General features: G+C 57.9%; 14 protein-coding genes. 8 read left to right on the top strand and 6 right to left on the bottom strand.

All coding sequences use genetic code 11. From position 1 onward, the window contains the following. Positions 1-8: 8 nt before the first annotated feature. A complete protein-coding gene (locus AC3I0A_RS12725) occupies positions 9-1,208 on the bottom strand; it encodes an MFS transporter (RefSeq protein WP_489378162.1) in 1,200 nt (399 codons plus the stop codon). Positions 1,209-1,316: 108 nt separating this feature from the next. Here AC3I0A_RS12725 and AC3I0A_RS12720 point away from each other — a divergent pair, with 108 nt between their 5' ends. Together AC3I0A_RS12720 and chrA are read left to right on the top strand one after the other, a co-directional pair. After that, positions 1,317-2,261, top strand: a complete 945-nt coding sequence (locus AC3I0A_RS12720) for a chromate resistance protein ChrB domain-containing protein (protein ID WP_489378161.1) — start codon at positions 1,317-1,319, stop codon at positions 2,259-2,261. After that, positions 2,254-3,615: a chromate efflux transporter gene (gene chrA, locus AC3I0A_RS12715; RefSeq protein WP_489378160.1), complete on the top strand. Its 1,362-nt coding sequence runs from the start codon at positions 2,254-2,256 to the stop codon at positions 3,613-3,615. Before AC3I0A_RS12720 ends, chrA begins: the two co-directional genes overlap by 8 nt. Before the next feature lie 134 nt (positions 3,616-3,749). Here chrA and AC3I0A_RS12710 read toward each other — a convergent pair whose 3' ends face one another. Genes AC3I0A_RS12710 through AC3I0A_RS12700 form a run of 3 tightly spaced genes read right to left on the bottom strand, consistent with a single transcriptional unit; the run spans position 3,750 to position 6,741 of the window. After that, positions 3,750-5,258: a tripartite tricarboxylate transporter permease gene (locus AC3I0A_RS12710; protein WP_489378159.1), complete on the bottom strand. Its 1,509-nt coding sequence runs from the start codon at positions 5,256-5,258 to the stop codon at positions 3,750-3,752. Positions 5,259-5,288: 30 nt separating this feature from the next. Then, the gene (locus AC3I0A_RS12705) at positions 5,289-5,774 is read right to left on the bottom strand and encodes a tripartite tricarboxylate transporter TctB family protein (RefSeq protein ID WP_489378158.1); all 486 of its coding nucleotides are present in this window, start codon (positions 5,772-5,774) and stop codon (positions 5,289-5,291) included. A 1-nt stretch (position 5,775) separates the two neighbouring features. Beyond that, positions 5,776-6,741, bottom strand: coding sequence for a Bug family tripartite tricarboxylate transporter substrate binding protein (locus AC3I0A_RS12700; RefSeq protein ID WP_489378156.1), 966 nt, complete (start codon positions 6,739-6,741; stop codon positions 5,776-5,778). Between the two features lie 553 nt (positions 6,742-7,294). Here AC3I0A_RS12700 and AC3I0A_RS12695 point away from each other — a divergent pair. Further along, positions 7,295-8,823, top strand: a protein-coding gene (locus AC3I0A_RS12695) for an IS3 family transposase (protein ID WP_489373385.1) whose coding sequence is annotated in 2 segments (ribosomal slippage) — positions 7,295-7,736 and positions 7,736-8,823 — 1,530 coding nt in all. Because the reading frame shifts where the segments join, the coding sequence is not laid out codon by codon here. Positions 8,824-9,058: 235 nt separating this feature from the next. Here AC3I0A_RS12695 and AC3I0A_RS12690 read toward each other — a convergent pair. Further along, positions 9,059-9,961, bottom strand: coding sequence for an alpha/beta fold hydrolase (locus AC3I0A_RS12690; RefSeq protein ID WP_489378154.1), 903 nt, complete (start codon positions 9,959-9,961; stop codon positions 9,059-9,061). Between the two features lie 318 nt (positions 9,962-10,279). On the opposite strand from AC3I0A_RS12690, the gene AC3I0A_RS12685 reads away from it, so the two are divergent. Further along, positions 10,280-11,821 carry an FAD-dependent oxidoreductase gene (locus AC3I0A_RS12685; protein WP_489378153.1) on the top strand — a complete coding sequence of 514 codons (1,542 nt, stop codon included), beginning with the start codon at positions 10,280-10,282 and terminating at the stop codon, positions 11,819-11,821. A 178-nt stretch (positions 11,822-11,999) separates the two neighbouring features. Here the strand turns inward: AC3I0A_RS12685 and AC3I0A_RS12680 are convergent, their stop codons facing one another. After that, positions 12,000-13,415, bottom strand: coding sequence for a hypothetical protein (locus tag AC3I0A_RS12680; protein ID WP_489378151.1), 1,416 nt, complete (start codon positions 13,413-13,415; stop codon positions 12,000-12,002). 450 nt (positions 13,416-13,865) lie between these two features. Here AC3I0A_RS12680 and AC3I0A_RS12675 point away from each other — a divergent pair, with 450 nt between their 5' ends. The 4 genes from AC3I0A_RS12675 to AC3I0A_RS12660 all read left to right on the top strand — a co-directional run bounded on the left by AC3I0A_RS12675 (position 13,866) and on the right by AC3I0A_RS12660 (position 19,315). Beyond that, the gene (locus AC3I0A_RS12675; protein ID WP_489378150.1) at positions 13,866-14,381 is read left to right on the top strand and encodes an HvfX family Cu-binding RiPP maturation protein; all 516 of its coding nucleotides are present in this window, start codon (positions 13,866-13,868) and stop codon (positions 14,379-14,381) included. A gap of 658 nt (positions 14,382-15,039) precedes the next feature. Then, positions 15,040-17,355, top strand: coding sequence for an anti-phage ZorAB system protein ZorA (gene zorA / locus AC3I0A_RS12670; RefSeq protein WP_489378149.1), 2,316 nt, complete (start codon positions 15,040-15,042; stop codon positions 17,353-17,355). Between the two features lie 29 nt (positions 17,356-17,384). Next, positions 17,385-18,098, top strand: coding sequence for an OmpA/MotB family protein (locus tag AC3I0A_RS12665; protein ID WP_489378489.1), 714 nt, complete (start codon positions 17,385-17,387; stop codon positions 18,096-18,098). Beyond that, positions 18,095-19,315 (top strand): EH signature domain-containing protein, encoded by a 1,221-nt coding sequence (locus tag AC3I0A_RS12660; RefSeq protein WP_489378148.1) that lies wholly within the window; start codon positions 18,095-18,097, stop codon positions 19,313-19,315. Before AC3I0A_RS12665 ends, AC3I0A_RS12660 begins: the two co-directional genes overlap by 4 nt. Positions 19,316-19,380 lie beyond the last annotated feature (65 nt).

The following is a 19,380-nucleotide window of genomic DNA, read 5'->3' as shown; positions in this document are numbered from 1 at the left end:
TTGCGTGGTCACTGCCCATGCGAGCGATCTGTACCCTGTCGCACCAGCAGAAGCATAAGCGCTGCCGCGGAAAAAACCGCGCCGGCATAAAACGTCATCGCTGAACCCCAGGTTTGCCAAAGCAGTCCCGCAATCGCGCTTGCCAGCAACATGGATACACCACTCACCAGGTTGAAAATCCCGAACGCGGTTCCCTTCAACTCTGCCGGTGTCGTATCAGCGACAAGGGCAGCCAGTAGCCCCTGGCTGAACCCCATATGAAGCCCCCACAGAGTGACGCCGAGCATCAACATCGAGATTGACTCAGCGTTGGCCAGTACCAGATCGGACAGGATCAGCAGTATCAACCCGCCGGCGAGCAGACTTGTGCGGCTGACACGGTCGGAGAGCTTCCCCACTGGATAGGCCGAGAGCGTGTAGAACAAGGCCATCACCACCATCACTAGCGGCACCCAGGTGGCAGACAGTCCTGCTTGCTGAGCACGCAAGACCAGGAAGGCCTCACTGAAACGCGCCAGGGTGAACAATGCGCCGACTATCACTACCCACCAATAAGCCGGCGAAAAGCTGTAGAGCAGTTGCAGTCGTATGGGTGAACGAAAGCGCTGAGCCGACTGTTGATGTTCGGGCTCATCGATGCCGACAACAATCAGGCTGACGGCAACCAATGCCGGTATCACCGCGATCCATAACACCAGCGGAATGTCTTCACTGAAGGCATACATCAGGCCGATGGCTGCTGCTGGCCCGAGGAAGGCGCCTACCGTATCCATGGATTGACGCAAGCCGAAGCAGGCGCCACGGATCTGCTCTGGCGATACATCGGCGACCAGGGCATCCCGTGGAGCGCCGCGAATGCCTTTGCCAATCCGATCCAGAAAGCGCGCGGTGAACACCATTTCTGCGGAGTGGGCCAGTGGGAAGAGCGGCTTGGTGAGCGCTGCAAGACCATAGCCAACCAGCAGCAAGCCCTTGCGTCGACCGAAGTAGTCGCTGATCGCCCCTGAAAACACCTTCACTATCAGCGCCGTCGCTTCCGCAATACCCTCGATCAGACCCAGGGTGATCATGCTGACGCCGAGCGAACCCACCAGAAACATCGGCAGCAGGCTATGCACCATTTCCGAAGACAAGTCCATGAACAGGCTGACGAAACCCAAGGCCCAGACCGTACGGGGAATGCTGCGTGTCGCTATTGTCTGGGACATATTCCGGCTTCCTCAGGCGTCGCAACACAAGTGTATTCCACAGGGCTTTAAAATGGGTCTCACAACGTTTAATGTAGAGAGAACTACTATTTGTAAATCTATCTCTACATGAAAAATTGGCTCACTCTCATTCTCGGCTTACCCACCTCAAATGCCACGGAACGCATGCGCGCCTGGCGTGCGTTGAAAGCCAGCGGTGCGGCCGTGCTACGCGATGGGGCCTACCTGTTGCCGGATATGCCCTCCTGTCGTGAGGCATTGGCCGCAGTCGAGCGAGATATTCTGGCTATCAATGGGACTGCCTGGCTGCTCCCCGTACAAGACCCCGACGGTGAACGCTTTATCGAGCTGTTCGACCGTAGCGACGACTACGCCAGGCTGAGCGCAGAGATCGAAGAGTGCCGGGCACAGCTCAATGCCGAGAATGCGCTGGTCACGACCCGGCACATCCGGAAACTGCACAAGACCTGCGCTCAGTTGGCGCGCATCGATTACTTCCCGGGTATTGCGAAGCAACAGATCGAATCGGCCTTGCAAGAGCTTGAAGCCGCGGTCAGCAGAGCCCTGTCAGCGGACGAGCCCCATAGCCAGGACCAACCCATAACCCTACTGAGCCGAAGCGACTATCAGGGTCGTGTCTGGGCCACTCGCAAGCGCCCATGGGTCGACCGACTGGCATGTGCCTGGCTGATCCGGCGCTTCATTGACCCACACGCTCGAATCCTCTGGCTGAACAGCCCGCAGGACTGCCCGGCAGATGCCCTGGGTTTCGACTTCGATGATGCAACCTTCAGCCATGTCGGCAACCGCGTGACCTTCGAAACCCTGCAGGCCAGTTTTGAACTCCACGAGTCTGGCCTCAATCGCATTGCCGCGCTGGTGCATTACCTCGATATCGGCGGCATTCAGCCGATCGAAGCGGCCGGCATCGAACGTGTATTGGCCGGGCTACGCCAAACCCTGGCCCATGACGACCATTTGCTCGCTGCGGCAAGCGCCATCTTCGATGGCCTGCTGGCAGAGTTTGTGAAAGAGGAAAACCCCAATGAGTGACGCGTCCCAACCAACGATCGAGCAGGATCTGCCGCGACCCGAGGCGGTCAGTTTGCGTGAAGCGTTCTGGTTCTGGCTCAAGCTGGGCTTTATCAGTTTCGGCGGTCCTGCGGGACAGATCTCGATCATGCATCAGGAGTTGGTCGAGCGCCGGCGCTGGATTTCGGAACGGCGGTTTCTGCATGCACTCAACTACTGCATGTTGCTCCCGGGGCCGGAGGCGCAGCAATTGGCGACCTACATCGGTTGGCTGATGCATCGGACCTGGGGTGGCGTGATCGCCGGACTGCTGTTTGTGCTGCCCTCGCTGTTCATCCTGATCGCCCTGTCCTGGGTCTATATCGCCTTCGGCGACGTGCCGGTGGTGGCCGGACTGTTCTATGGCATCAAGCCCGCCGTGACGGCCATCGTGGTGCAGGCGGCTCATCGAATCGGCTCGCGGGCGCTGAAGAACAACTGGTTATGGGCGATAGCGGCGGCTTCGTTCACCGCGATATTTGCGTTCAATGTGCCTTTCCCGTTGATCGTGCTGGGTGCCGCATTAGTCGGCTATGTCGGTGGGCGTCTGGCGCCCGAGAAATTCAGAACCGGGGGCCATAGTTCGGCGAAAAAATCCTTCGGCCTGGCATTGATCGATGACGATACTCCATCCCCTGAGCATGCCCGATTCAGCGGATCGAAACTGGCGATATTGATGGTCGTCGGTGCTGTGTTGTGGGCATTGCCGATGGGGATCCTGACCGCACTCTTTGGCTGGGAAGGCACTTTGACCCAGATGGGCTGGTTCTTTACCAAGGCGGCGCTGCTGACCTTTGGCGGTGCCTATGCAGTGCTTCCGTATGTCTACCAGGGCGCGGTCGGTCACTATGGCTGGCTGACCCCGACACAAATGATCGATGGCCTGGCCCTGGGGGAAACCACGCCCGGCCCATTGATCATGGTCGTGGCTTTCGTCGGTTTCATCGGCGCTTATGTGTTACAGGTTTTCGGTCCCGAAAACGCATTCCTGGCCGGAGCCGTCGCGGCAACTCTGGTGACATGGTTCACCTTTCTGCCCTCGTTCCTGTTCATCCTCGCCGGTGGCCCGCTGGTGGAGTCGACTCATAACGAACTCAAGTTCACCGCGCCGCTCACCGGGATCACTGCCGCTGTGGTTGGGGTGATTCTCAATCTGGCGTGCTTCTTCGGCTATCACGTGCTGTGGCCCAAAGGGTTCAGCGGCAACATCGATTGGCCATCTGCGCTGATCGCGATTGCCGCGGCGATTGCCTTGTTTCGCTTCAAGCGAGGTGTGATTCAGGTGTTGATGGCCTGTGCACTCATTGGTTTGGCGGTGCATCTGCTGCAGAACTGAATCGCCGCGGATTCTCTGTGGGAGCGAGCTTGCTCGCGATGGACGTTAACGATAACGCGTGTTTTCTGAATAAACGCGTCGCCTTTGAGTCCTTCGCGAGCAAGCTCGCTCCCACAGGGGCGCGGCAAGGCAGCTCAATCGTCCTCATGTAACCTGATGCCGCGGGCATGAAGCAGATGCGGCACCAGCAGCACCAGCAGCGTCAGCGCGAGGACCGCGGCCGAAATGGGTTGCGTCACGAACACCGACCAGTCTCCCTGGCTGATGGACAAGGCGTTGCGCAGTTGTTTTTCGGCCATCGGACCCAGCAGCATGCCGACGATCACCGGAGCGACGGGAAAGTCGAAACGCCGCATCAACACCCCGCCCCAGCCGATCGCCAGCATCAGCAGCAGGTCGAAGGAAGAGTGGCGCATGCCGTACACGCCGATGGTGGCAAACACCAGAATCCCGGCATTCAGGTACGGCCGCGGAATCTGCAACAGCTTGACCCAGAGGCCCACCAACGGAAGATTCAACACCAGCAGGATGGCGTTGCCAATGTACAGCGAGGCCACCAGGGTCCAGACCAGTTCTCCTGAGGTCTGGAAGAGCAGCGGACCCGGCTGCAGGTTGTAGTTCTGGAAAGCCGCCAACAAAATCGCCGCGGTGGCGGAGGTCGGTATGCCCAGCGTCAGCAGCGGCACCAAAGAACCCGTCGCGCTCGCGTTATTGGCGGCTTCGGGGCCAGCCACCCCTTCGATGGCGCCCTCGCCCTTGCTGGCGGCAAACTCTTGCGGGTGTTTACTCAATTTGCGCTCGGTGGAATAGGACAGAAAAGTCGGAATTTCAGCGCCACCGGCCGGAATGGAACCAAAGGGAAAACCGATCGCCGTTCCCCGTAGCCAGGCGGGAATCGAGCGTTTCCAGTCCGAGCGTGTCATCCACAACGAGGTCAACCGGTGTCGACCGGCCGTTTCTTCTTTTTGATAGAGCAGGCTGTACAAGGCCTCCCCCACGGCAAACAAGCCGACCGCCACCAGCACCACCTCGATGCCATCGACCAACTCGGGAACCCCCAAGGTGTACCGGGCAATGCCCGAGGTCGAATCCAGGCCGATCAAGCCAATGGTCAGTCCAATCCCCAGCGAAGCGAAGCCTCTGAGCATCGAAGCGCCAAGCACCGCCGACACCGTCGTGAACGACAACACCAGAATCGCGAAATATTCCGCAGGACCAAACTTCAGCGCCAACGTGGCCACGATGGGGGCAAACAGCGTGAGCAACAACGTCGCGATGGTACCGGCCACAAATGAACCTATGGCTGCCGTCGCCAAGGCGGGTCCTGCCCGTCCATTGCGGGCCATGAGATTGCCTTCCAGGGCCGTGACCATGGAGGACGATTCCCCTGGCGTATTAAGCAGGATCGAGGTGGTGGAGCCGCCGAACTGCGCGCCGTAATAGATACCGGCGAACATGATCAAGGCGCCGGTGGGATCGACCTTGGCGGTAATCGGCAGCAGCAAGGCCACCGTCAGCGCCGGCCCGATACCCGGCAGAACACCGATCGCGGTGCCCAGCAGGCAGCCGATAAATCCCCACATCAAATTGATCGGTGCCAGCGCCGCGCCAAAGCCTGTTGCCAGGCTTGAGAGAATGTCCATGTCCACCCTGTTTACCTCCTCCAGCCCGGATCAGATCCAGGCGTTGACAAGGGGCGGCAGGGAAACCCCTAGCCCGGTGTTGAAAAGCCAGTAAATCGGCAGGGTCAAGGCAATGCCAATGGCCAGGTCGTGCACCGGACGGCGGCTACCGAAGCCGCGGGCCGCACAGGCAAACAGCAGCGCCGCGGCCAATACGAATCCGATCAGGTTGATGAGCAAGGCGACCCCCAAAAGACCTCCGGTCACCCAGGTCGCGCCGAGCTTGCCTCCGGGTTCGGTTTTGTCGCTGCCGGCCGCAAGATTACGAAAACCACCAGTGACCGCCTGATAGCACAGCAATACGCCTACGACGCCCAGAAACGCCGCTACGGCGTAGGGATAGACATAGGCGCCCATAATGACGAAGCCCATTTCGGCAGGAAACCGCGAGGCTCCAACCGCCAATACCGCGCTGATGGCGACAACACTGACGCCAACAGCTAATTGGGCCGGCACTACCCTCCAAAGCCCGGCCATCTCAAAGCAGCCCGACCTTGACCAGCATCGCGCGCAAGCGCACGTGCTCATCGTCGACGAACTTGCCGAACTCATCCCCGGTCAGAATGCTCGGTGACCAGACGTTGGTTTTTACATTTTCTTGCCATACGTTGCTTTTGGTGGCGGCCAGGACGGCGTCGGTCAGCTCTTTGCGGTGCTCTGGCGTGAGGTTCGCTGCGCCGTAAACGCCACGCCAGTTGCCTATGATCACGTCCAGCCCACCCTCCTTCAGGGTCGGTGCATCAATGCCCGCAACACGGTCAGGCGCACCGATGGCGAGTACACGGAACTGCTTTGACTGGACGTATTTGGCAAGCTCGGCATAGCCACCTGTGATCACCGTGAGGTGGCCTCCAAGGGTCGCTGCAACGACTTCGCCCCCTCCTGCGTAGGCGACGTAATTCACCTTGTTGACGGGGATATCCATCTTGCCCGCCAATTCAGCGATGCCGATGTGATCGATCGAACCCTTGGAGCCACCGCCCCATTTGATGCTGGACGGGTTGGCTTTGAAATCTTTCAACAAGTCGTCCAGCGTTTTGTAGGGCGACTCCTCACGTACGGCAATCACGTTGTATTCGGTAAACAGCCGGGCGATCGGTGTCACGTCCTTCAAGGTAATTTGCGGCTTGTTCTGTTCTATGGCGCCGACCATGATCGCGCCGACCACGAGCAGCGCATTCGGGTCGCCCTTGGTGCTGTTGGCAAATTGCGCCAACCCCAGCGTTCCGCCTGCTCCGCCTTTATTCTCGAAGGTGGTTGCTTTGGCCACTTTGGCCTCGAGCAGGGCTTTGCCCAGGACCCGTGCGGTCTGGTCATAACCGCCACCCACTGAACCTGGGGCCATGAACTTGACGGTGTCTAGCGCAAAGACCGGTGTTGCGAGCGAAGCAAAGGCAATGACAGCTGCAAGGTAGCGGCTGGATCGACGGAACAAGGCGAACATAGTTGTCTCCCGATAGCAGGGTTTTGTGGACGCCGGTTGAATTTCGATCAGGGAGCAAACCCTGTTCATTGAGCATGCGTCTGCGGATAAGCGTAGGCCATAGTTCTGTTTGTTGTTTCTTCGGCTATTACATCTTTGGCCCGGAGGGTTCAGCGGTTCGGCGGTTCGGCGGTTCGGCGCGCAAGCTCCCACATTAGATCGGCGTACGCCCAACCAAACAAACAGGCCGGCCGGTAGGCCGCCGTGCTTTGGCTTTTGATCTGGCTTTTGATCTGCCCGCCCCTTCGGCAGGCCGAGTGGAGGTGTTCATCAGGGGACTGGCGCGCAGCGCCCCTCGGCGAAGCCGAGGACATCGCATGGAGGTCGTCGCGCAGCAGACCGGAGGGCGATGCGCCCTGATGGACACCGGAGCGAGGGAACGCCGAGCCTTGGCGAGGTGCCGAACGCTTGGGGCAAGCCTTTTTGGGTCCTTTTGTGGCGTTCCCTCCGTGTCAGGCTACCTGTCGCCCTTGTTGATTGACTCATTCATTCAAGGGGGCGAAGGTGCATAGCAATGTCTAAACGTTACACCGACGACTTCAAAGACTGGGCCGTACAGCAAATGATGCCGCCCCTCAATCGTTCAGTGGCGGACCTCGCTGTTGCACTCAATGTCACGCCACAGGCACTGCGTAATTGGAGGCAAATGGCTAGAGATAACGGTTTGATCGTGCCCGGAAACGGGAAGACCAGTGATCAATGGTCCAGCGCCGATAAATTCAATGCCGTCATGGAAACCGCACCGCTGAGCGAGGTGGAGATTTCTCAATATTGCCGAATCAAGGGCATTTATCCTGAGCAAATCCAGCAGTGGCGCGAGGCCTGCCAAAACGCCAATACCCTCGCTGATCTGAAGCCCAGCGCAGAGAAAACTGCCGAGCAGCGACGGATCAAAGAGCTGGAGCGTCAGTTGATCCAATCCGATGCTGGACGTGCCGAAGCGGAGGCTTTGCTGGAACTCAGAAAAAAAGCCAATGCGATTTGGGGCAAGGACAAGGAAGATTGATCAGCGCCCCCGATCGTATGCAAGCCATGAAGTTGATTGCTGAAGCGGTGCTGAGTGGGGCTCGTCGATATCGGGCGTGCAATGAACTGGGGCTGAGCCTGCGCACGGTTCAACGTTGGCAACACACCGACTGCGACAGGCGTCTGCTGGCTCAGCGGGCAGCTCCGTCGAACAAGCTCAGTGAGGCGGAGCGCCAGGCGGTGCTCGATGCCGCCAATCAGGCTGGCTATGCCAGCCTCACGCCACACCAAATTGTTCCCAAGCTGGCAGATGAGGGCATCTATCTGGCGTCGGAGTCGACGTTCTATCGCGTGTTAAAAGCTGCGAATCAAAACGTTCGCCGTGGTAGGGCCAAAGCGCCCAAACGCAGGGTACTGACGACACATCGTGCTGACGGTCCCAATCAGGTGTGGTGCTGGGATATCACCTGGTTGCCTAGCACCGTCAAAGGCCGTTTTTTCTACTGGTACATGGTCAAGGACATCTACAGCCGCAAGCTAGTAGCCAATGAAGTGCATGAGGTGGAGTGCGCTGAGCATGCGTGCGAACTACTCGAAAAGGGATGTTTGCGCGAACACACGGCCGGTCGTCCATTGGTGCTGCACTCGGACAATGGCCACGTCATGAGAGGCTCTCTTCTGCGTGAAAGCATGGTTTCGCTAGGCGTAGAGCCGTCATTTAGCCGACCGCGCGTGAGCAATGACAATGCGTACGCCGAAGCACTTTTTCGTACCGCAAAGTACTGCCCACTCTGGCCGGACCAGCCGTTTGATACGGTCACGCAAGCAAGGCTTTGGGTGCAAAAATTTATCGAGTGGTACAACGAAGATCATCGTCATAGTGCCTTGAAATACGTGACGCCGAACGAGCGCCACGAAGGCAAAGCAACAGCTCTATTACAGGCCAGAGCAGCGCTTTATGAAGATGCCAGGGAGGTCAATCCGAGCCGCTGGAGTACCAGGACACGCAACTGGAAATTGGCAGATGCGGTGTATTTGAACCCCGAACGCCCTGAAGTTAAGGGCGCAATGGGTTAGCCGCAGCAGTACCAAGGCGACAGGTACCTTGACACGTACCGCGTTTGACAAAAGGGCCTCGCCGTAAGGGCGAAACCCTAAGTGGCCGTTACCGCAGAAATGGATATGTACACCCGCAAGAGACAGGTCGGCTGTCAGGCCGCCTTCGCAGGCAAGCCAGCTCCCACATAAGATCGATGTACATCCGCGAGAGCCAGGCCGGCTGTCAGGCCGCCATCGCGAGCAAGCTCGGCTCCTACAAGGGCGCCGCACTGTAAATACGCTCACCGGCGGTGCTGCGTTTACCGCTCTCCAGCGCCAGCGCAATCCTGGAAGCCGGCTGCAGAAAGCCGAGTAAAGCCTGCTGGGTATCGTGCCAGGCCGTCTGATGTTCCATATCGAGGAAGTGCCCGGCGTTCTTGATGGTATGGAACCGGGCCTGACGGGCATGACCGGCAAAAAGCCGGGCGTCGTCCACCGAGGTGTACTCATCCCATTCGCCGTTGACAAACAGCAGCGGAATTTCGATGGCCTCGGCACAGGCGATGTAGCAATGGGTATCCTGGGTCAGCACTTCATTGATATGGAAATGCATCTGCCGGTATTCGTGTTCGGCCAGGCTGCTGACATGGCGCAGATTAAAGCGTTTGAACAACGATGGCAGGTGCTTGCCGATCGTAGTGTTGATCAAGCGACCGACTTTGGTGCGATCGCAGTCCTGAAGAAAATTCAGGCCGCTCTCCAGGTAATCGCGCATCGGCGTATTGATCCGCGCGGCGAATGAATTGATCACCGCCTTCTCGATTCGTCGCGGCTGCTGGGCCAGTGCCAGCAGGGTAGCCGCCGCGCCCCAGGAGAAGGACAGCACATGCTGCGCGCCAAAGTGTTCGATCAATTCCAGCAGTATTTGCGCCTCGTCTTCCTTGCGGATCGGTTGGCCGTGGAGGTTGTGTTGTTTTGACTGACCGGCGTAGGGCTGGTCGTAGAGAACCACATTGAATCGTGGCTGCAGGTAACGCACCGTTTGAGCAAAGGATGCGGTCGTTGCCAGCGAACCGTTGACCAGAATGACGGTCTTGTCAGCGGCGGTGTTGAGATAGTGCTCGGTGTAAACCTTGTACTTCTGGCAAATCTCGACGATGGCAGTTTTCGGCATCATGTCTTTATCTTCCTTGAACAAATTGAACTTGAATCTGACAGCACGGACGAGCAACAACAGTGCAAGAGCGCTCAGATGCTCGCTGTGACTGACAAGTCACTGATTGACCCGAGGACCAGAGTTAAGCATGAATCCCCTCGTATGCAAGAACGCAAACCAGTTATTCCGACGAGTCGCCCAGGTGGCGATTGCGGATAGTCGAGCCCGGTGCAGAGGCCCTGGTGCAGGTATGTGTACCGATGAAAAAGCGACCCGATTTTTGCTGAACCTCCCCACCACTGCCGACTCCAACGATAAAGACCGGCCAGGAGAATTGTCATGTCCCTGCACAGCGTCGCCCGCTTCACCGACCTACGTGAAGACCGTGGCACTCGGGTAAAAATCGGTTCGCTGAAAATAATCCTGCTGCGGGCCGGCGAACGGGTCTATGCCTACCAGGCCGAATGTCCGCACGCTCAGGCCCCCCTGGCAAAAGGCGCCATCTGCAACGGGCGGTTGGTCTGCCCCTGGCACAAGGCGACGTTCACGGTCGAGGACGGCCAGGTGTGCGAGCCGCCGGCCCTGAGCGGACTGACCCGCTACCCGGTCAAGGTAGTCGATGGCGACGTACAGGTGGACGACCAGCCACTGGCGCCTGTCGAAGCGGCTCGCCCCCCTGACTCACGCTGCTTCGTGATCATTGGTGCCGGCGCTGCGGGAACAGCCGCAACCGCCGCCCTGCGTGAAAAAGGCTTTGCCGGCCGCCTGGTATTGATCGATCGCGAGGCGGTTCCTGGCTATGACCGCACCGTACTGAGCAAATTTGTTCTCGCCGGGGAAATGCCCCCTCAGGACACACCGCCGCTGCTGGATGAGTCCTTTTACAACGAACAGCAGATCGAGCGCGTTGAAGGTGAGGTCATCCGTCTCGATGTGGCAGCCAAAAGGGTTTCTCTGGCTGACGGACGCACTTTCGACTACGACGCCGCGCTCCTGGCCAGCGGCGGCGAACCCCGGCCGCTGTCGGTAAAGGGCGCACATCTGCACAACATCCTGATGTTGCGCTCCAGAAAGGACGCCGAGCGGATTCTCGAAACGGCCAAGCCCGGTGCCCGCGTGGTCATCATCGGTGGCAGCTTCATCGGCCTGGAATCGGCATCGGCCTTGCGCCGCCATGGTCTGGAAGTCAGCGTGGTCGCGCGCCATGAAACGCCGTTCAGCAAACAGTTCGGTGAACGCATCGGCATGGCGATTCTGTCCCTGCACGAAGACAACGGCGTGGTCTTTCACGTCAATACCGAGCCCAGGGAGTTCGAAGGCCAGGACAAGGTCGAGGCCGTTCTGCTGGAAAATGGCGAACGACTTCCCGCCGACCTGGTGTTGATCGGCATCGGTGTCAGCCCGGCCACCGAGCTGCTCGAAGGCGTGGAGCTGGACGACGACGGCGGGCTGCCGGTAAACGACGGCATGGGCGCGGCGCCCGGTCTTTGGGCCGCTGGCGACATCGTGTCCTTTTCGCTGCAAGGGGTCCCCACGCGCATCGAGCACTGGCGTCTGGCCCAGCAGCAGGCGCGGATCGCCGCGCAAAACATGCTGGGTGTCGAGACGGGCGACGCCCATGTGCCGTTCTTCTGGACCTATCACTTCGACAAGACCTTCGAGATGCTCGGTCACGCCGATCAATGGGACCGGATTGTCTTCGAAGGCAACCCCGAGCAGTACACTTTCATCGCGCTGCTGTGCAAGGGGGAACAGGTCGAGGCGGTAGTCGCCTGCGAGTACTCACGGCAAATGGCGCACCTGGCCGAACGCATGAAACAGCCCTTGCTGCGTGAGGAGGCCTTGCAGACGATTCGGCGGATGGCGGCGCAAGAAGGCTAAACGACCGTAGCAGCTGGCGAAGCCTGCGTTCGGCCGCGTAGCGGTCGTAAAATCAGACACCGCGGTTTTTCAGGTTAATCGTGGAGGCAGGATTTACGACTGCTGCGCCCGAGCGCGGACCGAGCCGAACGCAGCCTGGCGGCAGCTGCTACGGGAATGTGCGGAGCGGAGATTCTCCTTAACGCCAATCGATGTCCTCGTTGAGCAGATTCACCGACTTGCGAAACAGCTCTTTGCGCTTTGCCGACTGCCCTGCGTCCCAATAGCGCATGTGGGTGAATCCGCCCGACCTACCATCGACACTCGACAGATCGATGTCCTCAACGGCCGGTCCAAACGTGGCTGCCAGCGGACCACCGATCAGGTCGCCTTTATAAATGGCCCGGTCGGGATCAAAGACATTGGTCCAGCGGACCACGGCGAAAGGTCCACCATGATGCACAGTCCAGACACGCGGAGCGTCTTTTCCAGCCGCTGCGGCTTTCCCGGGAAAGGACATGAGTGTGGGGGGCTCGGCACCGTCCAGACGGTCCAGCATTCCGCTCTCTCGAGCGATACTCAAGGTCGCAGGTTCGAGTTCTTCGCGAACGGGTGGAGCGGTGGGCAACTCACGTGCTCGCTGGCGGTCCTTCAAGTCTTCCCGACCTGAAGCAAGCAGAAATTCCGAATGGGTCAACGGACTGCCGAACGTCACGAAATCACTGATCAGCCAGCGCCCACCCGTTGAGGACTTGCCGGAATCAGCATTCCCGGCAGCGAGGGACCGCCAGAGATCGGCCTGGGCTTGCCGGTATTCCAGTCGAGCCGCCGCAGTCGCCGCGGGTGTCGAATGCTCGGCCGCTTTTTCCAGAAGCGCTGCCGCCTTTTCGACTCGGCAAAGCGCATTGAAGGCCGCGGTTTTTTCGACAACCGACGTCGAGTCAGACTTCTCGGCCCAAAAATAGCTGAGCAGATCGTAGGCCAGGATCGAGCCGAGGCTGTGGCCGACAAGGATGACGCGATCATACTTGTCGCCTGCGTGGATCGCCCGCAACAACTTCAAACCGCGCTCCCTGACCGCCGCTCGCGCCGCGATGTTCGCGGGCTCGGCGCGCGTATAGCGCACGACACGGCCAAAGGTGCGCGTCGTTACTTTATGAAGTGCAGCGGTGAGTGCGGCTGCCAACCCCAAAACCACGCCCTGGGGAAGCCAGCCCGGCATGACCTTTGCCCAGATGTCCTTGGGAACCAGGCCAATCGATCCCAGACAAAGGATAAACAGTGTCACGAACCAGAGTGCGCCCCAAGCCGTGCGAACCCGCTGCGGCACCTTGCTCAAAGGACGCAAAAGCAGGGGTCGGACCCAGCCAGTGAATTGATCCCAGGTCGATCCTGCGGTCAAATCGGCCCAGTACAGTTCAAAGAAGTCGGATCTGACACCGTTCGCAAAACCGCTCGATTTTTTGCTATTACGCGTGGTGATGCGACGCAACTCCAGCGACCCAGTGCGCTCATCCGGTTTGCTCCAGACCTGACTCGCCTTGGCATCCCCTTCATCCTGCCACAGTGTTTTGACGAACCCCTTGATCGCGTCCATGGGGATCTGCTCGCCCATTCCATGCACCAGAATGATGGCTTGTCGGGCAGCGGCTCGGCTTGCTTGCTCTTTTACTGCACGCTCGCCTGTATCAACATCAGGCCCCTCTTGGGCGGGAGCCTGGGTGCAGTCATTTCTGGTCATTATTCAAACACCTTCCTGAAGTATGAATACGCGCTCAGTTCAGAAAGGAAGGAGTGGACTCGACGTGAAGTTTTTCTTCAGTCAGCGCCCCTCCCTCCCCCGAAAAAACGGCAGCCCGCATGTATCCCTTTGTGTACAGATGCCATCGCGACGCCATATTAACAACTCCAAAGGAAACACCCCCGATACACAAGCGCGATGAACTATGCGTGTCGGTCGGTTGAATGCAAATGCGGCACCACTATCCAGTCTTGATGCCTTCAAGTGGAAGGCTCCGGCCCTTTCGCCTGCGCCCTTTACCATAGATCAAACGAAATCAAGTAAATGCAAACAACTATCTCATCAGCATTGAAGGCGCTGCGCCTGAATCTTGATCGAACAGCAGACTGGATCGTGCCTCTGACCCTGCGCATTTTTCTGGCTTGGGAGTTTTTCGAATCGTGGCTGGAAAAATGGACCGGCACAAAGTGGTTCGCGGATATTCAGACCGCCTTCCCGTTCCCCTTTAACCATATTCCGGCCACGTTGAACTGGGAACTATCCATGTGGGCAGAATTGCTCTGCTCCATTGCCCTGCTTACAGGCCTGGGAACACGCCTCTCGGCATTCATTTTGATCGTGGTCACCTTGGTGGCAACCGCAGCGGTTCACTGGCCAGCCGACTGGTCGACCTTGAGCGAGCTTGCCCAAGGCTACTCCATCAACAACAAAGGCCACGGCAACTTCAAGCTCCCCATGATCTATCTCTCAACGCTCTTGCCGTTGCTGCTTACGGGCGCCGGCAAGCTGAGCCTGGATGCGTTTTTCAAAGGATACTTCTGGCGTCAGCACATACGGTGAAGACTGCCAGGAGGCTGAACACCAGTATTGTGCTTTCGCAAAACGTGAATACCCATTAACAGACCTGTGTTTCGACAGTGCCTCTGAAAGGGAGCAGGTGCAGGCGTTGCCAAGCTTCCAGGCCACACTGCCACCGCTTGACAGAGGCACACAATCGGCCATAAGTCAGCTTAGGCTCTAAACCCTCGGCCCCGTCCAACTGCCCCTTTTTCAGTTATGCATGGAGAGTCAAAGTTACATTTCAGCTAGCCCCAGCGGTGAGCCAACTGGTGTCGGGCTCGCAACAAGCCAAGAGCAAACCGAATATCCCCGCTCAACGCGGGCACGAACCGACCCGGGGGCCGTTTGTTGACTATTCTCCTTATCTCGGACCTGCACAGGTCGCAGCATGACCCTATTGAGATGGGGCCTTGCTTGTGGAGTAAGACCGATATTTTTCACTCCACGGAATGCAGCGATCGAATGAAGCCCATGCACATTTCGTGAGACTGAACCGTGCTAAACCTTTTTTGAAGGCTGAAGCTCCGTTTACAAAGAGCCCCCTCCCCCGAGCATGTCGGCACTAAGGGACTCAATGGGCAATGGGTGAAGTCCATAAGCGAGCAAGCGATTGCCCTGATTTCTTTCCCTTTATGCTGGACCTCACGGACGCACTGCCATGATGGAACTGCTTAAACACCTTTGGCCCAACTTCACATCACTCACGCTAGGTACTACCGAAGCCTTGAGCGCCTGGTTTTGGATTGTTATGGCCACCATCGCTGCGGGTTGTATCGTCTTCCTGCTGCGTGACTGGTTTAGATTCCAGGTGCGTATGCGTGCCTTGGATAGCCTGCTAGAAGGGCAAGGCCGCGAAAATCTGGCATTGAACCGTCGGGGAACACTGCAAAAAGCCCTGGCATTAAAGTCGACGGGCATTGGGGCGCTCTGGCGCGAATTCGACGACAGCCTGGTCAGCTCCAGCGATCACAAACAGTTGTTTAACACGCTGGACGCCGAACAGTTTTTTAACCCCCGCACGCTCGCTTCAGGGCTAACCTCCAGCCGTTTGCTGGCCTCCCTACCTGGTTTTTTGGTAGGACTGGGTGTTTTAGCCACTTTCGTAGGGCTGACAATTGGTCTCTCGAAACTGAAACTCGACAGTCATGCCGGAGTGGAACAACTGCGTTCTGGCATTGACGTAATGATCCAAGGCGCGGCAGTTGCCTTTATGACCTCTGTGTGGGGCGTATTCTTCAGCCTGCTGCTCAATTTTATCGAAAAGTTGGTCGAGCGCTTCGCATTGGGCCAAATTCATGCTTTGCAGCATCGGATTGACTCTCTCTACCAGCTTATCCCCGCCGAACAATCGCTGGTGCATATTGCCGACTACAGCCGTGAGAGCAAGGAAGCCCTCCAAGAACTGCACGAACGCATTGGTGACCGCTTGCAGGAAAACCTTGCAGGTATGGGCGATGCGATGCAGCAAGCGATGACAGATGCGTTGAACAACATCATGGCGCCAGCCATCCAGACCCTGGTCAGTACCAGCAGCCAGCAGTCCACGCAAATGCTGGAGAAGCTGGTCGGTAACTTCATGTCTGGCATCACTTCGGCCGGCCGCGAGCAAGGTAATCTGATGCAGCAGGCTGCTGCCGATGTGAACGCAGCGGTGGGGGGCATGACCGCGCGGCTCAATCAGTTGTCCCATACACTGAGCGACCAACAAACTCGACAATTGGAGGGCAACCAGCACCAAAACCGACAGTTCGAAGAGCAACTGGGGCGCATTGCCTCCGCCGCGGAGCAAAGTCAGCAACAAACGGAAAGTCGCTTTAACGAGCTGATGACCGGCCTGACCAGTCAGCTGAATAGCCAGCTCGGTTCGGCGCAACGCCGCGATGAAGAGCGCCAGACGATGGTTGAGCGTCTGCTGGCCGAGGCGAGCGCCAGTCAATCAGCGTTGCTGGACAGAGTCACCAATTCCAGCCGTGAACAACTGCAGGCGCTGTCCGAGGCCGGTAACCAGCGGCATGACAACCTGGAGAAAATGTTCTCCCGCTTGATGACAAACCTCAATACTCAACTAGATTCGCAAATGGGCGCCGCGGAGCAGCGCGAACAGGAACGATCCTTGCGCCACGAGCATCAGCAGGCTTCTGGCTTTGCTCAGCACCAACAGCAAGTGAGCGATCTCGCCGAAGCCTCAGCCGCGCAGCAACGTGCACTGGAAGAGACGGTTGGCAAGTTGCTGAACAATTTTGGTGAACAAATGGCCGGCCAGGGTCAGCAGTCCGAACAGCGTGAACAGTCGCGTCAGCAACGCTTCAACGAACAGTTGGAAAGCATGACGATGCAGCAGCAGGAGCTGCTTAAAGGTATCGCCAGCGCAGTGCAGGTTACCCAGCAGCAGAGCCGACAGATAGCCGATCAACACCAGCAACTCATGGGTGGGCTACAACAAGCGAGCGACGCCGCTTTTGCCAGTAGTCGGCACATGGACAACAGTGCCAATCAACTTGGCCTGCTTTCCACCAATGTTCGCCAAGCTGCCGAGTTGCTTGGTCAGCGCTTAGAAAGCGTGACACAAAGAATCGAATCCGCGGGCACCCAAAATGCCCAGCTGGCCACCCAGCTGAACAGCCAGGCAGAGGTTCTCGCAAAGCTGCAGCAGGCATTGCTCGACGGTGCGCAGCGTTTCGAACAGGCAGCGGGCGAGGCACGCAATGGCTTTGGCGAGATGAGGAGCCATCAGCAAGAGTTTCTTACCGGTGTTCGTGGCGAATTCACCGCATTGGGCGAGGTTTTACGCAAACAGGTGGAAGGCGTCGAGCAACAGGCAGAGCAGTGGCTGCGTGCCTACGCCAGTGAGGTACGCCAGCAGGTGCATGAGCGAATGGACCAGTGGAACAAGGAAACCCTCAGCTTTGCGAACACGATGCACGCAGCCGTGCAAGCAATCAGTAACGTGGTCGATGAACTGGAGGCCCGTTGAAGCGCTGGCGCAAGTCCAATGAAGCCCCGATGGAGGATGAAGATCCTTACTGGAAGTCCTTCGTCGACATCATGTCGGCTCTTCTGGTGCTATTCATCCTCGCCTCGGTGGTACTGATTCTTCAGTTATTGGAGAAAAGTGCGCAGTTCGATAAACAGGTTTCCCAGTTGGAGCAGGCGGAAAAAGTTCGCCGCACTATTCTAGACGAAGCCGTGGAGGAACTGCGCAAGCGTGGAGTCAAGGTTCAGGTCACCGAGAATCATACCGTGTTGCGAATCCCCAACGAGTTGCTTGGCTTCGATACGGGCGCTTTCGAGATTCAACCGCGTTATCAGCCGACAGCACTCGAGATTGGCGAGGTGATTGCCCAAGTCATCAAACGGGATGATCGGATCAATTATCTGGACACCATTTTCATCGAGGGACATACCGATAATCGGCCATTCCCCGGTTTCATGGGCAAAGGCAACTGGGGACTTTCGACGTTTCGCGCCATTTCATTGTGGCAGTTTTGGAGCTCTGAACTACCCGAGGCGCAGCGCCTGGACCGGCTGAGCAACCAGGACGGTGAACCGTTGTTCTCGGTCAGCGGCTATGCCGAGACCCGACCGGTGAGCAAGGATCAGGGAAGCGAAGATAGCTATCGCTTAAACCGCCGCATCGACATCCGCTTTACCATCCGCCGCCCACAGAGCACAGAATATGAGGCACTCAAGACGCTTCTTGAGAACTCCCAACGATGAAGTTGCCAGCCATCGAAAACCATTCTGGTGAGTGGTCACCAACAGTTACTGAGGGCTGGGGGCAGTTGGTGGAAAAAACCAACCGAATGAAGACCAAAGTGGGCAGCAGCGATGCATTTGAGCGCACACTCGCCGCGCTTCGAGACATGGCTAGCACCGGGCGCTTCGATGACTTACGAGAACTGCTCGGGTGTCGGCTAGGAGCCCGAGCACTGACTTGGCTATGGTTGCACGACGAGGTAGTGGGTAAGCGATTGTTTAATGCAAGGATACTTGACGTGCTGGTCGAATATCAGCAACCACGGTTGAGTCGCTTGACTCTGATTCAACTGATCCAGTTATATTTTCGTTATTTTGACGATCTGGATGCGCACAACAAGCACGGTGAAGACAGCTTGCGTAAGCGGCTTGAATTGCATCTGTTCGAGCAGATAAACCGTATCCCGAGTCGGCCAACGACCTTCGGAGCGGATCCCTTGATGACCTTGAACCGAGAGGGTGAATGGCTGTTAACGCTCGACGGTCCGGTGCAACTGGTCAATAGGGTACGCGACGAGGGTGGAGAGCTAACTGAGGCCTTCGAGAAGATGGGCTTGACTGGCTTCGATGTCGGGCGCTACGGCGATGTTTGTCGGGCGCATTACTACCTGGCAGTGCTGCGAGAACTGTCGCCGGGGGAGTGGAGCGATGTGCTCGACGAATTGCTTAAGCCTGAGGTGAACAAAGCGCCGTACGAGGATGGTAGGCGCATTGGCCATGCTGCGCTAGAGATAATGATCGACCGCGCAGGCAGCGAGCCTGGAGAGGCATGGCAAAACTTCATCCTGAGTCTGGCTGGCGACCCACGTATTGCCAGCGCTTCCAAAAATTTCCGTGAATGGTGGCAACCGCTGGGCGAGGAGCGCATTGGGAAGGTCCGTGGCTGGTTATCCAAAGAGGATCTACGTCTATTCCTTCAGGCGGTCCAACAGTACGGAGTGGAGTCGGGGAAGCAAGATCTGCAACGCATGTTTCCAGCCCGCAAGCTCTTTCTCGAAGGCCTGTACCGGCTGGGGTTGATTCGCCATACGCGATTGATGCTAGGTCGCCTTGCCAAGGAGTCGGTGCATCGCATCCTCGGCGAAGAAATGAAAACCGAGTTTGCTCGTATGGACTGGGGATTCCACGCGCACTTGGACACCCATTCCACGAACACTTGGACAGTGATTCCACGCTGACTTGGACACTCATTCCACGAGCACTTGGACAGTGATTTTCCACTGACCCAACCCATGCTCAGGCA

Source organism: Pseudomonas sp. KH_024_B2 (assembly GCF_057839965.1).
Note: the sequence above shows the minus strand (reverse complement) of the source record. Positions and strands in the feature narration are given on the sequence as shown.

Bases quoted from the DNA above. Each gene is read 5' to 3' on its own strand.
- AC3I0A_RS12725 (WP_489378162.1), bottom strand. From the start codon at position 1,208: ATGTCCCAGACAATAGCGACACGCAGCATTCCCCGTACGGTCTGGGCC.
- AC3I0A_RS12720 (WP_489378161.1), top strand. From the start codon at position 1,317: ATGAAAAATTGGCTCACTCTCATTCTCGGCTTACCCACCTCAAATGCC.
- chrA (WP_489378160.1), top strand. From the start codon at position 2,254: ATGAGTGACGCGTCCCAACCAACGATCGAGCAGGATCTGCCGCGACCC.
- AC3I0A_RS12710 (WP_489378159.1), bottom strand. From the start codon at position 5,258: ATGGACATTCTCTCAAGCCTGGCAACAGGCTTTGGCGCGGCGCTGGCA.
- AC3I0A_RS12705 (WP_489378158.1), bottom strand. From the start codon at position 5,774: ATGGCCGGGCTTTGGAGGGTAGTGCCGGCCCAATTAGCTGTTGGCGTC.
- AC3I0A_RS12700 (WP_489378156.1), bottom strand. From the start codon at position 6,741: ATGTTCGCCTTGTTCCGTCGATCCAGCCGCTACCTTGCAGCTGTCATT.
- AC3I0A_RS12690 (WP_489378154.1), bottom strand. From the start codon at position 9,961: ATGATGCCGAAAACTGCCATCGTCGAGATTTGCCAGAAGTACAAGGTT.
- AC3I0A_RS12685 (WP_489378153.1), top strand. From the start codon at position 10,280: ATGTCCCTGCACAGCGTCGCCCGCTTCACCGACCTACGTGAAGACCGT.
- AC3I0A_RS12680 (WP_489378151.1), bottom strand. From the start codon at position 13,415: ATGGGCGAGCAGATCCCCATGGACGCGATCAAGGGGTTCGTCAAAACA.
- AC3I0A_RS12675 (WP_489378150.1), top strand. From the start codon at position 13,866: ATGCAAACAACTATCTCATCAGCATTGAAGGCGCTGCGCCTGAATCTT.
- zorA (WP_489378149.1), top strand. From the start codon at position 15,040: ATGATGGAACTGCTTAAACACCTTTGGCCCAACTTCACATCACTCACG.
- AC3I0A_RS12665 (WP_489378489.1), top strand. From the start codon at position 17,385: ATGGAGGATGAAGATCCTTACTGGAAGTCCTTCGTCGACATCATGTCG.
- AC3I0A_RS12660 (WP_489378148.1), top strand. From the start codon at position 18,095: ATGAAGTTGCCAGCCATCGAAAACCATTCTGGTGAGTGGTCACCAACA.